The sequence below is a fragment of the Heliorestis convoluta genome (genome assembly GCF_009649955.1).
Lineage (GTDB): Bacteria > Bacillota > Desulfitobacteriia > Heliobacteriales > Heliobacteriaceae > Heliorestis > Heliorestis convoluta.
On record NZ_CP045875.1, the window covers coordinates 3148923 to 3162525 of the forward strand.

General features: G+C 43.4%; 11 protein-coding genes. 8 read left to right on the plus strand and 3 right to left on the minus strand.

From position 1 onward, the window contains the following. The first annotated feature begins 62 nt into the window (after positions 1 to 62). From asnB to FTV88_RS15190, 5 genes are all read left to right on the plus strand, one after another. Positions 63 to 1919, plus strand: coding sequence for an asparagine synthase (glutamine-hydrolyzing) (asnB, locus tag FTV88_RS15170; RefSeq protein ID WP_153726382.1), 1857 nt, complete (start codon positions 63 to 65; stop codon positions 1917 to 1919). 62 nt (positions 1920 to 1981) lie between these two features. Next, positions 1982 to 3112: a PRK06851 family protein gene (locus FTV88_RS15175; RefSeq protein ID WP_153726383.1), complete on the plus strand. Its 1131-nt coding sequence runs from the start codon at positions 1982 to 1984 to the stop codon at positions 3110 to 3112. A 159-nt stretch (positions 3113 to 3271) separates the two neighbouring features. Continuing rightward, entirely contained in the window at positions 3272 to 3982 is a 711-nt protein-coding gene (locus FTV88_RS15180; RefSeq protein ID WP_153726384.1) for a hypothetical protein, read from the plus strand. A 201-nt stretch (positions 3983 to 4183) separates the two neighbouring features. After that, positions 4184 to 4618 carry a rod-binding protein gene (locus FTV88_RS15185; protein ID WP_153726385.1) on the plus strand — a complete coding sequence of 145 codons (435 nt, stop codon included), beginning with the start codon at positions 4184 to 4186 and terminating at the stop codon, positions 4616 to 4618. A gap of 200 nt (positions 4619 to 4818) precedes the next feature. Further along, positions 4819 to 7317 carry a Lon protease family protein gene (locus FTV88_RS15190; RefSeq protein ID WP_162008088.1) on the plus strand — a complete coding sequence of 833 codons (2499 nt, stop codon included), beginning with the start codon at positions 4819 to 4821 and terminating at the stop codon, positions 7315 to 7317. A 61-nt stretch (positions 7318 to 7378) separates the two neighbouring features. Here the strand turns inward: FTV88_RS15190 and FTV88_RS15195 are convergent, their stop codons facing one another. Continuing rightward, positions 7379 to 7558 carry a hypothetical protein gene (locus tag FTV88_RS15195; RefSeq protein WP_153726387.1) on the minus strand — a complete coding sequence of 60 codons (180 nt, stop codon included), beginning with the start codon at positions 7556 to 7558 and terminating at the stop codon, positions 7379 to 7381. 318 nt (positions 7559 to 7876) lie between these two features. Between FTV88_RS15195 and FTV88_RS15200 the strand changes: the two genes are divergently transcribed. Further along, positions 7877 to 8068: an FmdB family zinc ribbon protein gene (locus FTV88_RS15200; protein ID WP_243137545.1), complete on the plus strand. Its 192-nt coding sequence runs from the start codon at positions 7877 to 7879 to the stop codon at positions 8066 to 8068. A 312-nt stretch (positions 8069 to 8380) separates the two neighbouring features. On the opposite strand, the gene cooS is transcribed toward FTV88_RS15200, so the two are convergent. Together cooS and FTV88_RS15210 are read right to left on the minus strand one after the other, a co-directional pair. Then, complete coding sequence (gene cooS, locus FTV88_RS15205) at positions 8381 to 10600, minus strand: anaerobic carbon-monoxide dehydrogenase catalytic subunit (RefSeq protein ID WP_243137199.1); 2220 nt, start codon at positions 10598 to 10600, stop codon at positions 8381 to 8383. Between the two features lie 78 nt (positions 10601 to 10678). Next, positions 10679 to 11443, minus strand: a complete 765-nt coding sequence (locus FTV88_RS15210; RefSeq protein ID WP_153726389.1) for a prefoldin domain-containing protein — start codon at positions 11441 to 11443, stop codon at positions 10679 to 10681. A gap of 696 nt (positions 11444 to 12139) precedes the next feature. Here FTV88_RS15210 and queC point away from each other — a divergent pair. Beyond that, positions 12140 to 12832 carry a 7-cyano-7-deazaguanine synthase QueC gene (queC, locus tag FTV88_RS15215; protein ID WP_153726390.1) on the plus strand — a complete coding sequence of 231 codons (693 nt, stop codon included), beginning with the start codon at positions 12140 to 12142 and terminating at the stop codon, positions 12830 to 12832. Between the two features lies 1 nt (position 12833). Further along, positions 12834 to 13568 carry a TIGR03915 family putative DNA repair protein gene (locus tag FTV88_RS15220; protein WP_153726391.1) on the plus strand — a complete coding sequence of 245 codons (735 nt, stop codon included), beginning with the start codon at positions 12834 to 12836 and terminating at the stop codon, positions 13566 to 13568. Positions 13569 to 13603: the final 35 nt, after the last annotated feature.

The window sequence follows — 13603 nt, forward strand, 5'->3', positions numbered from 1 at the left end:
GGTATTTCGAAGAAAAAAAGTGATAATGAAATTCAAATTCATAAAAAGGATGTGCAATTACCATGTGCGGTATAGCAGGTTGGTTTGATAGTGAAAGAGATTTACGCTCAAAAAGTGCTAGCGTAGAATTGGAAAAAATGGTAAATCATCTGTCTCATCGAGGCCCTGATGCCTCTGCGCAATGGCAATCACAAGCCGTTGCCTTAGGGCATAGTCGATTAATCGTCGTGGACCCGGCAGGAGGCGCTCAGCCGATGATTCGCTGTCAAGGCAATAACAAGTTTGTTATTGTTTATAACGGTGAGCTATATAACACACCGGAGCTACGGCAAGACTTAGTTGACGCAGGTTATACTTTTCAGTCTCATTCAGATACGGAAGTTTTGCTGAACGCTTTTATCCACTGGCGACAAGGTGCTGTTGAGCGACTTAATGGTATATATGCTTTTGCAGTCTGGGACGTAGAAAAACAAAGTCTCTTTATGGCACGGGATCGTTTTGGTGTAAAACCACTGTTCTATACCCAACGGGGAAGTGCTTTTCTTTTCGCATCAGAGCTTAAAGCGCTACTGGCGCATGAATTGATTGAACCGGAAGTGGATGTAGAAGGTCTAGCAGAAATCTTTGCCCTGGGGCCGGCGCGCACACCAGGTCATGGTGTTTTTCGTGATATTAAAGAATTAAAGCCTGGTCATGCACTAGAAATCAATGGGCAGGGAAAACGAATCTGGCCCTATTGGCAACTGGTTAGCAAAGAGCATGAAGAGGATCTAGAGCAAACAACATCTATGGTGCGAGAGTTGCTAGAAGACGCTGTAACCCGACAGTTGGTTGCTGATGTACCTATCTGTACCTTCCTCTCAGGAGGACTTGACTCCAGTGCTCTAACGGCGCTCGCTGCTCAGAAATATAATCTAGAAGGAGAAAAACTGCGTTCTTTTTCTGTTGATTATCAGGACAATGAGCGCTATTTCAAAGCCGGAGACTTTCAGCCCGATGCCGATCGCCCTTGGATTGAAAGGGTATCAAAGCATTATGGTACCGACCATCGTTATGTAGTCATTAACACAGAGCAACTCATTGAATCGCTCTATGAGGCTATGCGAGGACGGGATCTTCCTGGGATGGCTGATGTAGATGGTTCGTTGCTTCTTTTCTGCAAGGAGGTTAAAAAAGAAGCCACAGTAGCCCTTTCCGGAGAATGTGCTGATGAAGTTTTTGGAGGCTATCCTTGGTTTCATCGTCAAGAAATCTTAGAGAAAGATCAATTTCCATGGTCTCCTTTACAAGCAGATCGTTTTACTTTTCTATCGCCTCAATTACGCCATGAAATGAAGCCAGAAGAATATCTATCTCGTCGCTACAGAGAGTCGATAGAAGAAGTGCCTAGACTGCCTGGTGAAGAATCTATAGAGGCACGACGCCGGGAAATCTTTTACCTGAATATTCAATGGTTCATGGCCAATCTATTGGATCGTAAAGATAGAATGAGCATGGCGACAGGATTAGAAGTGCGTGTACCTTTTTGCGATCATCGCTTGGTTGAGTATGCGTGGAATATACCCTGGTCGATGAAAGCTTGGAAAGGTCGCGAAAAAGGTTTGCTACGGCGTGCCTTACAAGGCCTACTGCCTGATGATGTTATTGAACGCAAAAAAAGTCCCTATCCGAAAACCCATCACCCAGTCTATCGTCAAACAGTCATTCGTCAATTGCAAGAAGTACTTCATGACAGCAATTCGCCATTGTTAGCCCTTGTGGATCGTAACTACCTACTTTCCTTATTAGAAAGAGAAAAGCAGGTAGAAGGTACAATGGAGCGACCTTGGTTTGGTCAATTAATGACTCGGCCACAGTTTTTTGCTTACCTATTGCAAGTAAATATGTGGCTTCAAGAATATAAAGTGAAAATTTGTTAAAGTACCGACATATCTATACCTTGTAAGAAAGAAAAAAAACTTACAAGAAAAGGAGTGCGCCGATGAGGATAGGGCATGTGCGCAAAGTTTATGCCGGGGCTAATAGTTCGATAGGCTTTTTTTCTTACTATGATCAAATTATAGAACCTGATTGCACCCGTATTCTGGTCATCAAAGGTGGACCTGGTGTCGGAAAGTCTTCTCTGATGAAGTCTATCAGTGCAGTAATGCAAGAAAAAGGGCTAGACGTGGAACATCATTGCTGCTCATCTGATAACGACTCTATTGACGGATTGGTTATTCCAGCCATAGGTGTTGCTTTGTTAGACGGTACAGCACCTCATGTGGTAGATCCTAAGAATCCCGGCGTGGTTGATGAAATTATTCATCTTGGCGATTATTGGGATGAAAGTAAGCTTGTTGGTTCAAAAGCTGAAGTTATACGTTGCAACCGTCAGGTAGGGCGACTCTTTTCAGTTGCCTATAGCCGCTTGCGTGAAGCAAGAGTGGCTCATGACGAATGGGAATCATATATCAGTGAAAGTGTGCACTGGCCCTCCATTCACAATGTGACAGAAGAAATTCATGCTCAGGTCTTTCAAGGTATTACGGCCAATTATCAAAGAGAAGCAAAGATACGCCATCTTTTTGCCAATGCCATTACGCCTCAAGGTCTTGTTAACTATGTTTCTACCTTATTATCAGGTTATGAACATTGCTATCTGCTACAAGGCTATCCAGGCACTGGTAAATCAACGATCCTTTCATCAATCGTAGAAAAAGCGAAAAGGGTAGGGTTAGACTGTGAAGTCTATCATTGCCCCTTTGACCCTCAAAAAATTGATCTGGTATTCATTAAAGATTTAAAAACCCTTTTTATTGCAGAATCAGAATTGCTCAAATTGGATCTAAGTAATCATAAGCTCCGACAGCAAAAGATTGATCTTAACGAAATGATCAAAGATACCCTTCTATCGAAGTGGGCACCGGATATATCATCGGCAAAAACACGTTTCTGGCATGTATTTCAGGAAGCTGTAAAAGCCGTTGGTCGCGCCAAAGCCTATCATGATGAACTGGAGAAATACTATATACCACACATGGACTTTTCAGCGATTAATGAGCGAAGAGAAAGAATCAAAGAAAGAATCTTAGAATATGCAAAAGCACAAAAAGTCTTAGCGCCTTCGTAAATCCTTTCTCTTAAAAGACCTATATGGAGAGCCTCGCCTTGACAGAAATGTCAAGGTTTTTTTATTGTTTACCCTACTCATTGAATGATGTAGATGAACTTTGGTAAAAATACATACTACAGTAAGGACATATTGAATAGATACACAGGAGGGTACCACATGAATTTGTTGCAAGACAAGATTACGAAAGAAAAGGCACTTCAAAAGTTAGATGAAGAACATCGTCGTTATAGACAAGTTCTAGAAGCGGCTTATGCTTTATCAGAAGAGATGATGCAAGCAGCCTTAGAACCTTTACACAAAGAATTACAGGCCATTCGTGGACAAGTAGAGACCATCAAAACAATGGCTCAACCTCAAGTACAAGACAAAGAGCATTATCAAGAGTCAGAGCAGAAAGCGCAAGAGAAAAAGAGTACTCCTAGAGGTAGAAACAATCGTAAAAAAGAAGAGAAAAGTACCAGAAGCAGAATTCGTTGGGGCAACACAGAAGAAGAGATTCGTAAAACGGTATTTGAACAGTTGCAATCCTTAGAAAGTCGCGGAAAAGAGATTACTATTACAACGATTAAAACTGAAGTTCCAAGTATGATGCGCTATGTTTATGGTGATAAAGCGCTCTTCAAAGGTATTGGAGAATTAATGGAAGAATATGAAGAAGCAAAAAGCAGTGACACCTATCAAGAAGATAGCAACAGCAACAATGTCAGCAAAAATTATAAAGAAGAGCAAAGTACATTGATGTCTCGTGTCGTTGAGTTGCCTGCTATGGAAAGACCTAGCTTTAATCTAACTGATAGCGCAGAAGATACAGAAAGAATGCCTTTTGCTCAGACGGAACAAGAAACGGTTTTATATCGAAGTGAGTAGCTTGGTCGAGTGAGCTATACTTAAAAGGCAACAAAAGTATAAGATGAAGAAGTAACAAAGCTAACAAAGCTGCACCTTATAACAAAGGTAATTATATGAAAATGTAAAACATGAAAGGTTCTTACGTTCTATTTGTAGAAGTAACGTAAGAACCTTTTTTGATAGAGATAGGGAGAGTAGGCCTTAGGAGGTGACAATTGGATGAAGGCGATAGACGGTTTTTCTACAAGCCAAATCAAGATACAAAGCCCAACCGTTGCAGGAATTGGCGCAGGTGGATTGAGCAACCCATCTTTTCAACAACTGCTTGATGGAAAAATAACAGAAAAAGCGGAGCAATTGGCTCAAGCCATTGATAGTGAGATAGAAAAAGGGCAAGGAAAAGGCTCGAAAGAGGCTGAGGAGAAGCGACTTCGTGAACTCTGCCAAGACTTTGAGTCCCTCTTAATTCACCAGATGATTAAAAGCATGCGCAGCACCATCGATCGCTCTCAATTGATTCCGGAAAGTCCAGGACGTCAAATATGGGAAGGTATGCTCGATGAAGAGTATTCCAAAGAGATGGCTAAGAAAGAAGAGCTTGGCCTTGCTACCATGCTTTATGAAGATTTGAGTAGAGGCTTGGGGCGAAAATAGCGGTATAGTTATCCTATAGAACTTATCAAAAGAAAAGCGTAAAAGCTTAGATTTTGGTAAGTTTTTTTCTATGCTTTTTTAGAATGCCTTTTCTTTTTCTTGAACTTCCTTCATAGAAAGCAATAAGAAGGCTATAGCAGGAACCTCTGAAGGGGTGATAGAAATAGTTTAGAAAGAAGACGATGCGGAGGAGTGGTTTTGTGGTAACAGCAAGGGGTTCCAGGGGGAGGCCTAGACAAATCTATCGAGTTCCTTCTCAGAAGCTATCGGCCTATTGTGAACCTCAACGTTTTGCCTTTGCTTCAACGGAAGAAGTTGAACCTTTAGCAATTCCTTTGATTGGGCAAGATAAAGCCCTTCGTGCCATGGATTTTGGTATGGCGATTACACAACAAGGATTTCATATTTTTGTAACCGGTCCAGTAGGAACGGGAAAAAGTGATTTTGCACTTTCTCGAGTGAAAGAAAGGGCTGCCGATAGAGATATACCACCTGATCTTCTTATTGTGCACAATTTCAAGCAACCGGAGCGACCGCTCTGTTTATTTTTACCTGCTGGTAGGGGCTGTGAATTTCGAGAAGATATAAAGTGGCTTTATGAAGAAATGCGGACGGGACTTCGTAAAGCGATTGAAGATGAAGAATTTGAACAACGTAAAAATGAATACTTGCAACAAGTAGAAGCGAAGCTGGCAGAAGCTTTTTATGAAATGGAAGAGTCGGCTCGGTTAGAGGGCTTTGTACTGCAAAAAAGTAGCAATGGTATTTTTACGGTACCTCTCAACGATTCAGGCAAAGCTATGACCAAGGAAGAGTTCGAGGATTTAGAAGAAGAAGAACGGCAGCTCCTTTCTGCTAAAGAGCGGAAGTTAGAAATGCAGTTGGCTCATATTGTGCGACGAACTAGAAGTATACAGAAAGAAACGACGACCCATCTCGGTGATATGGAAAAAGAAGCAGCTCGACAAGCGACAGTGCCCCTTGTTGAAATCCTTATAGCGAAGTATGAAGAAATAGATAAAGTAAAAGACTATCTTTTTGCTATGCAAGAAGATGTAGTGCGCCATCTCGATGAAATGAAAGAATCAAATCTAGAAGGAGAAAAGACAGAACAAGTTTTATCTTTGTCTACCATGAGCAGAATAGGCAAAAAAGAGACAATGAAACGCTATGAAGTCAATCTTTTTGTAGATCGGTCCAAAGAAAGTGGCGCGCCTGTTGTCATTGAAATGAATCCTACCTATAACAATCTTTTTGGCAAGCTGGAGTATCGAAGTACTTTTGGGAGTCTGGTTACCGATTTTACGATGTTCAAAGCAGGCGCCATTCATAAAGCCAATGGTGGTTATCTTATCCTTCCTGCCAAAGAGCTTCTTACAGCACCGGGTGCTTGGGATGGTCTCAAAAGAATTCTCAAAAAAGGAGAAATGACTGTTGAGAATCTTGGAGATCATCTTGGTCTATCGGTGGCAACTACGATCAAGCCAGAGCCCATTCCCATTGATCTGAAAGTCGTTCTGTTGGGTCATCCGAAGATTTACAATTTATTATATCAATGGGACGAAGATTTTCAGAAATTATTCAAAGTTCGTGTTGATTTTGCATCTTATGTAGAGCGGCAAGATAAAACGATGGATCAATATGCAGCCTATATTAGTACGCTTTGTCGTCAGGAAAAGCTGTTGCCTTTTGATGCAGCGGCTGTGGCAGCTGTTATTGATGATGCCAGTCGACGGATGAGTCATCAGCTGAAGCTATCTGTTAACGTAGAAGAGATGAGAGATCTACTGGTTCAATCGTCACTCTGGGCGAAGCAAGCAGGTGCACAATTCGTTGGAGCAGAACATATTGAAAAAGCTGTAGAAGAAAAGCGATATCGACGTAGTCGTCTGGAAGAACAAGTAAGAGAGCTTATGCAAGAAGGTACTATTTTAATTGATACAGATGGCGCCGTGCTAGGGCAGGTAAATGCACTAGCCCTCGTTCAGCAAGGCGATTATATCTTCGGTAAGCCCAGTCGTATCACAGCTAGCCTTTATATGGGGCGAAATGGTATTGTGAATATTGAGCGCGAGACTCATATGAGCGGACAGAGTCACTCCAAAGGGATTCTTATCCTTTCTTCTTTCTTTGCTTCTCGCTTTGCGAAAGATCGCCCTCTTGCTTTTAGTGCGACCCTAACATTTGAACAGCTCTATGAAGGCGTGGATGGCGATAGCGCCTCTTCGGCGGAACTCTATGCCTTGATGTCCCTGATGGCAGATCTACCCCTTGATCAATCTATTGCCGTTACAGGATCGGTGAATCAAAAGGGAGAAATTCAGCCTATCGGTGGCGTCAATGAGAAGGTAGAAAGCTTTTTTTATCTTTGTAAAAAGCGAGGCCTAACAGGAAAGCAAGGCGTCATCATTCCTGTACAGAATTTGCCCCATTTGATGCTGCATCGAGATGTGATTCAAGCGGTGGAAGATGAATTTTTTCATATCTACGCTATTAAAAATGTTGATGAAGGCATAGCGATTTTAACAGGTCTGGAAGCAGGAGAAATGAGTGATGAAGGTCTTTATCCGGCAGACTCTGTCAATGGTCGTATTGCGGATACACTACAAGCGATGAACGACAAATGGCGTAAACTTCAAGGCCCCAATGGCAAAAGTAGTAAAAATGGCTTTGTTCAGAAAAAAGCTAAAAAAAGCTAACCATAAGCCGAGAAAGTAAACAAAGAAAAAACCCTGGAGTTAGGGCCCTTCTCTCCAGGGTTTACTTTTTTTTGCTTTGATGAGGCCCCGGGTCGCTCGGCTTATCTACGGTAGGTTGATGATCGATGAGCAGATCATGGCCGAGGTTATTCGCTTCTTCTGTCAGAGCAAGGTGATCCAGTTCTGTGAATCTGCTTGTTTTTTGGGAATCGCCCTTTTGATTAACATCACCAGGTTTCAATTTCTACCTCCTCTTCTGAGGCATTGTCCTTATGATCAGGCTGAAGTTCATGAAGAGAATCTTTTTTGTCATCATGAAGGGTTGGAATTTCAGGGTTCAACAGAATTGCCACCTCCTTTTCTATTTGCTTTTAGATTGTGCCTTTTTTCAAATTTACATACTCTTTTATCGCTATTCGCTTTTTTTAAGAAAACTATTTTTACAATATACTATTGAAACCATAACCCCCTAGGGGTATAATTAGGCCATGTCGGATGCAGACTATGGATAAAAGGAATTTATAACGATAGAGATGGAAAGGTGGCGAACAAAATGCCTATGTATGAATACAGGTGTATACATTGTAATCACCTCTTTTCACTGTTGCGCCCCTATAGCAGTCGTGATGAACAAGTGATTTGCCCTCATTGTCAATCTGATCAAGTTAGACGACTTGTCAGTTCTTTTGCTAGTAATACGAACAGCTCAAGTTCTGGTAGTAGTTGCGGAAGCGGAGGCTTTTTCCGCTGAGGTTAATACAGAGGAACCAGTTTGGTTCCTTTAGGCGGTGATTATTTTGCCCTGGGATCTCATTGTTCCGCTTGCATTGCCGATACTTTGGGTATATCTAATTGTAAGTGGTAAAGCCGGATGAAGTACCAATTCGTGTCGTCTCCCGGCGGGAGATAAAAATGAGAAGCAAAGTGATTCACAAAGACAAGAAAATGTAGAACCGTAGCGCGTTACAATATTGCTATCTTCTTACCCTATTGGGTTTTTGTTATACTCCCTCTATGTAGACCCTCCAGATTTACTGGAGGGCTCTTTTTTTGTTAGGCGCTATTAATGCACTTGCGTTGATGACAAGCCCAGAGCTTTACGTTTTGTCTCAATTTCATTGATATAGATTTGCACTGTTTTTTCTGCATCAAGCTCAACAACGACTTTTCCAAGTCCTAGTTCGGCTGTTGTTTCCGTTAAGGTCTTGACGACTAGATCACTGCCTGTAATGGAGGGCACCGGAGCTACATGAACCATCCAACCCAAGGCGAGGGCTGTGCAGGCGTCAGCCACTGCTTTTTGTTCTAGATACTCGGGGGCTCCGATTACAAGAGGAAGCATGTTCGTGTCAACATCAAGGGCGTCGGCCAACTCTTTGGCTGTTAAGGTCATTTTACCAATATCGACACAAGCTCCAAAGTTTAGGACAGGAGGGATGCCTAGAGCTTCACAGACTTTACGCAGACCTGAACCTGCTTCGGCTGCTGCAGCCGGATCGGTGAGGCCTCCATATTGCATGACACTAGAAGTACAGCCGCCTGAAAGAACTAGAATATTATTTTTAATTAAACCTTGTGTTATTTTGAAGATATTGCTGCCACCTTGACCATAGCGAGCCGTTGTGCAACCAACGATAGTAGCAATACCACGAATATTGCCATTGGCGATTTCATCAATCAGTGGCTTGAAAGAACCTCCGAGAGCTGCTTTTACTGATTCGGTGGAGAAACCGACCATGCATTTTTCGCTTACATAAGGTGGAATATAGACTTGTCTTTTTTCGGCTTTTCGAGCTTTGAAAGCATCGATGGCCATTTCCAAGGCTTTTCTTGCTTGTTCTCGCATTATTTCTGGACGGAAGTCGAGAGACTCTGTATCAGGCATACGGATAACAGGGTCTACCGATAACATCTTTGTGCCATAGCGTTTTGCATAGAGTGGCAAGGTGGGAACTGTGCAGTTGTAATCAAAAGTCCATAAATCAACAGCCCCGGTGGCAAAGAGATATTCCTCTGACAGCCATTCGCCTTCCTGGTTGCCAAAAGCTTTAAGGTTGTGAATGCCCGAATAGTTCATCAATTGTTGCCCTTCACAGACGTGCCCAAGTACTTGTAAGCTTTCGGCACCTGCTTGTCGGGCTTTTTCTTGCCATTCATCGGAAGAGGCTTCTTCGATGAGTACATGAGCCAAGAGCGGCATGTGACCATTGGTGATAATATTGACACGGTTTTCTTTCAAGAGGCCCATGTTTTGCTTTTTAATGGTCGGTTGCTGGGTGCCCATCAGAATTTCTTGAATGATATTGAGCATTAGCAGTCCTTGATATTCGTTGGCGACGCCCAATCGGACCGACTTAAGTAGGAAGTAGATGGGGTCGGCATTTAAATTGGTCATGCACATGCTTTGGGCCATTGCTACTTCTGCATTGGCTCCTCCAGGAAAGATGTCAAGCTTGCGCCAGAGTTCTTTACGGCGAGAGGGAGCAAAAGCTTCTGTAGTCTGCGAAGGTTCATAATGAGGGCGACAAATATCAGCAATAACCCAATTGGCAAAATCAGCGGCGAGATCGTTAACGCTTTTGCCTGTGTCTAAGCCAGCAAGAGAGGCCCAATGTTTTAATTTTTCTGGTTCACGAATTTTAAGGCCACTTTCGGGATGAAGAGCTGCGGCCTTTAACGTGCGGGCCGCTTGATGACAATGATAGACGTTGGCTGCAGTGCCGATGGTGACATGGCGATACATAAAGTTACGAGCAACCATTACGTGAGCATCGACACCACAAACACCACGCTGCACTTTTTCAGAGATACGGCAAGGACCGTTGGCACAGAGTTGGCAGGACAATCCTTCTACGCAAAATTTACAACGAACTTTTTCTTGTTCTGTGAAGCGGTCGAAGACGTTGGTCAAGCCTTGATCGTGTACAGACTTGTACATAACACGCATGGCTGGATCAAGAATGACATTTAAGGGATAGCCTTCTTTACTTTGGTCATCTTTGTGGGCTACATGTTCCCGTTGCCAGCGATGGACATCACCGGGTGGCGGTGCTACTTTTTCATCGATCATAAACTTTGGAACTTGATGATGTTCATCTTGGTGGGCTGTTGGGTCATTGGTGCCCGATTGAGGATGACGATCGGGTGCGCGCTCTATTGTTTTACCTGGAATGGTCGGGTCCGTAGAGTGTTGTAGATCCCTTGAAGAATAGTCACCTGTCGGGGTTGGTGCCATTGCTTTACCTGGCTGACCTTGCTCAGGATACTTCTTATCATGGCTCATCCTTATCGGCTGCTCCTTGCTTTAAGAAACCGGAGAAGAGAGAATTCCCTTCTCCGGTTTCTCTTTGTTATTTTTCAATTAATAGCTTGAACCAGATGTGTTGAAAGGCATTTGGCTGGAATTGTAGGCATAAGGGCTATAATCACCACGAATGGATCCTTGCTGAGTGGTAGGGTTCATAGAAGTGCTTTGTGTTCCCATGGTCATGTTTATAGGGGATGTATAGGTAGAACCAGAACCGCCCATGGTTGTTGTAGTGAAAGGTTGTTGTTGACCCATTGTATAGGAAGGAGTGCTGTAAGTGCCTGCAGCGCTAGAAAAATCTTGCGGTGGGCCATCGTGCTTCATACCGATGCTAGGACTGCTGAAGCTAGTGGTGCTGCCCATGCCAGTAGAACCGTAGCTAGAAATGCCCGTTCCAGAAGTGGTCGTTGATCCAAAACCTGTTGTTCCTGTTCCATAGGTGCTCATACCTTGACTGTCCGTACCATAGCTAGGTCCATCACCCATGATGGTACTGCCGTAGGAGGTGCTAAAAGGTGTTGTGCTGGTCATGCCCATGGTGGTCATGGAAGTGTTCGGTGTCATGGTTGTGCCCATGGGATAAGAACGAGTGGAGTAGCTTTGGTTTTGGCTAGCGATAGTTTGTAATTGCTGCGTCATTTGAGAGCAAATGCCTTGTAGTTGACGCAGTTGGTTTTGAGATTGTCCTTCGCTTTGGGCAATGGAAGCAAGTTGTTGTTGGTTGCGACGCTCCGATTGTTCCATCTGACTTAATGCAGTTTCTACTTGGCGGAGTTGGGATTGCAGACTTTGAATTTGTTGCTGTACAAAAGGTTCCATTTTTGTAGGCCTCCTTGTTGTAATGGCTTGGACTACCTTTACAGTTCCCCTGTTGGAATGACGGTAATCAAGGAGGTTTTTGGAAATTGGTTTTGTTGGACCAAACTTTCCTGATCACGTTGGGGTTACTTTATGCGGGGGCCTGGTCATCACGCTTTCCTCCGCTCTGGACTGGTCCCACGCTGTTACCGCCAGCAAGCTACTGATACGCTGAGGTCCCAAGTCCCGCTGCGGAAAGCGTGATGCCCAGGCCCAGAGGGTTTTTGCTGATTGTTACTCCCGTTGGAATAGCTTGGCGAAACTTCCTGCTATACGCAACGGCTATTGTATTTGCAATGCAATAGGCCAAAACTCAGTCACAACCAGCAAGATGTACCTGGGTCAGGCGTTATGACTTCCTGGAGAGAGGACTTCAGACCTCAGCCTTTCACGCAGCTTGCTGCCGCTTATGGCGTGGGATGAGTCCGTTCGGAAGGAAATCATAACGCCTGACCCCACCACAGAGTAGCAATTAACCATTTTCGTACTAGCCAAAGTAGGAACTTTTTCAGTAGCTCCGATGGTTATGCTGTATCGTAAAACCTGTTATCCAGAGACATTTAGCTTCCGGTGACAAGTTGAGTGTGAAGCATTGCACTATACCCCAACGAAGAGATAGAATAAAAGAAAAAATCTCCTGATGAGGAGGCTAAGAGAGTGAAGGAACAAGAAAAAGCCCTGATCATTCTATCAGGCGGCTTGGACTCTACGACTACAATGGCCTTGGCGCAAGAAGCAGGCTATTGCTTGTATACCATAACTTTTGATTACGAGCAGCGTCATGGAAGGGAAATTGAAGCGGCTAAAGCTGTGGCCGCTTATTATGAGGCGCCTCATCATGTGATCAAGCTGGGCCATATTTTTGCCGAGAATGCCTTGTCGAAGGCTCGTCCCACTGAAGGAAGAGGTGAGCAAAAGACCTATTCGCTCGAGCAAAAAGGGGATGAAATTCCGGATACCTATGTACCGGCTCGCAATATTCTCTTTCTAGCATTGGCTCTTTCTTATGCCGAGAAAATCAAGGCAAGAGCGCTTTATATGGGAGTGAATGCTCTTGATCATCCGGGTTATCCTGACTGTCGACCTCCATTTATTGAGGCCTTTCAGCAGGTTATTGATCAAGGGACCGAAAGAGGTGTGCTTGGAGAAGGGGTGCGCTTGGAGACGCCTTTGCTTTATTTAAAGAAAGAAGAGATTTTACAAATCGCCTTACGCTTAGATTGCCCCCTTCATCTAACCCATACATGCTACGCAGGAGAAAGTCCCGCCTGTGGGGTTTGTGCGAGTTGTATAAATCGTCGACAAGCTTTTCATAATCTAGGTCTACAAGATCCAATACCGTATCAGTAAGATGGTTATTTATCTATATGATGGTTCCTTCGAGGGACTTCTTACTTCCATTTATGAAGCCTATTATCGTCGTGAGGAACCAGAAGAGATTCACTCGCTTGCGTCTGTCTACACGGCGTCACTTTTTGCATCTTCTGTGACCATTGAGACAGATCCAGAAAAAGCAGAAAAAGTAGTGCAATCGATTCAGAATAAAATTTCCTCTCAGGCCTTTCGTCATAGTGCCTATGCTTTTCTATCGGAAGCAAAAGGAGCAGAGCTATTTATCTATCAATATCTTCGTCTCGGTTGGAAAGTCGGTCCTGATGTAGATCGCTATCTTGTCGATCCGGTCTGGACAATTCATCAATTGAGCGGCAAAGTGGCTAAAGAGAGACATCGCATGCTAGGCTTATTGCGATTTCGTTTATTACGTGATGATATCTACTATGGACCTATGGAAACAGATCACAATATTCTTGGATTGCTAGCGCCACACTTTACAAGACGACTGGCTGATCAGAATTGGATTATTCATGATAAGAAAAGATCGATGGCGGCTCTTTATAATCAAAAAGAGTGGATTCTAACAGATCTTAATAGAGAGCAAGTCATCAGTCTTGCGCCGGAAGAAAAAGAGTATCAAGCACTGTGGAAAGATTATTTCAACAATGTTACTATTACAGAGAGAAAGAATCTGAAACAACAACGAAGTTATATGCCTTTTCGCTACTGGTCTTATTTAATTGAAAAGTAGTATCCTTTCTTAATTCTTTGACATAAACTTAAAAT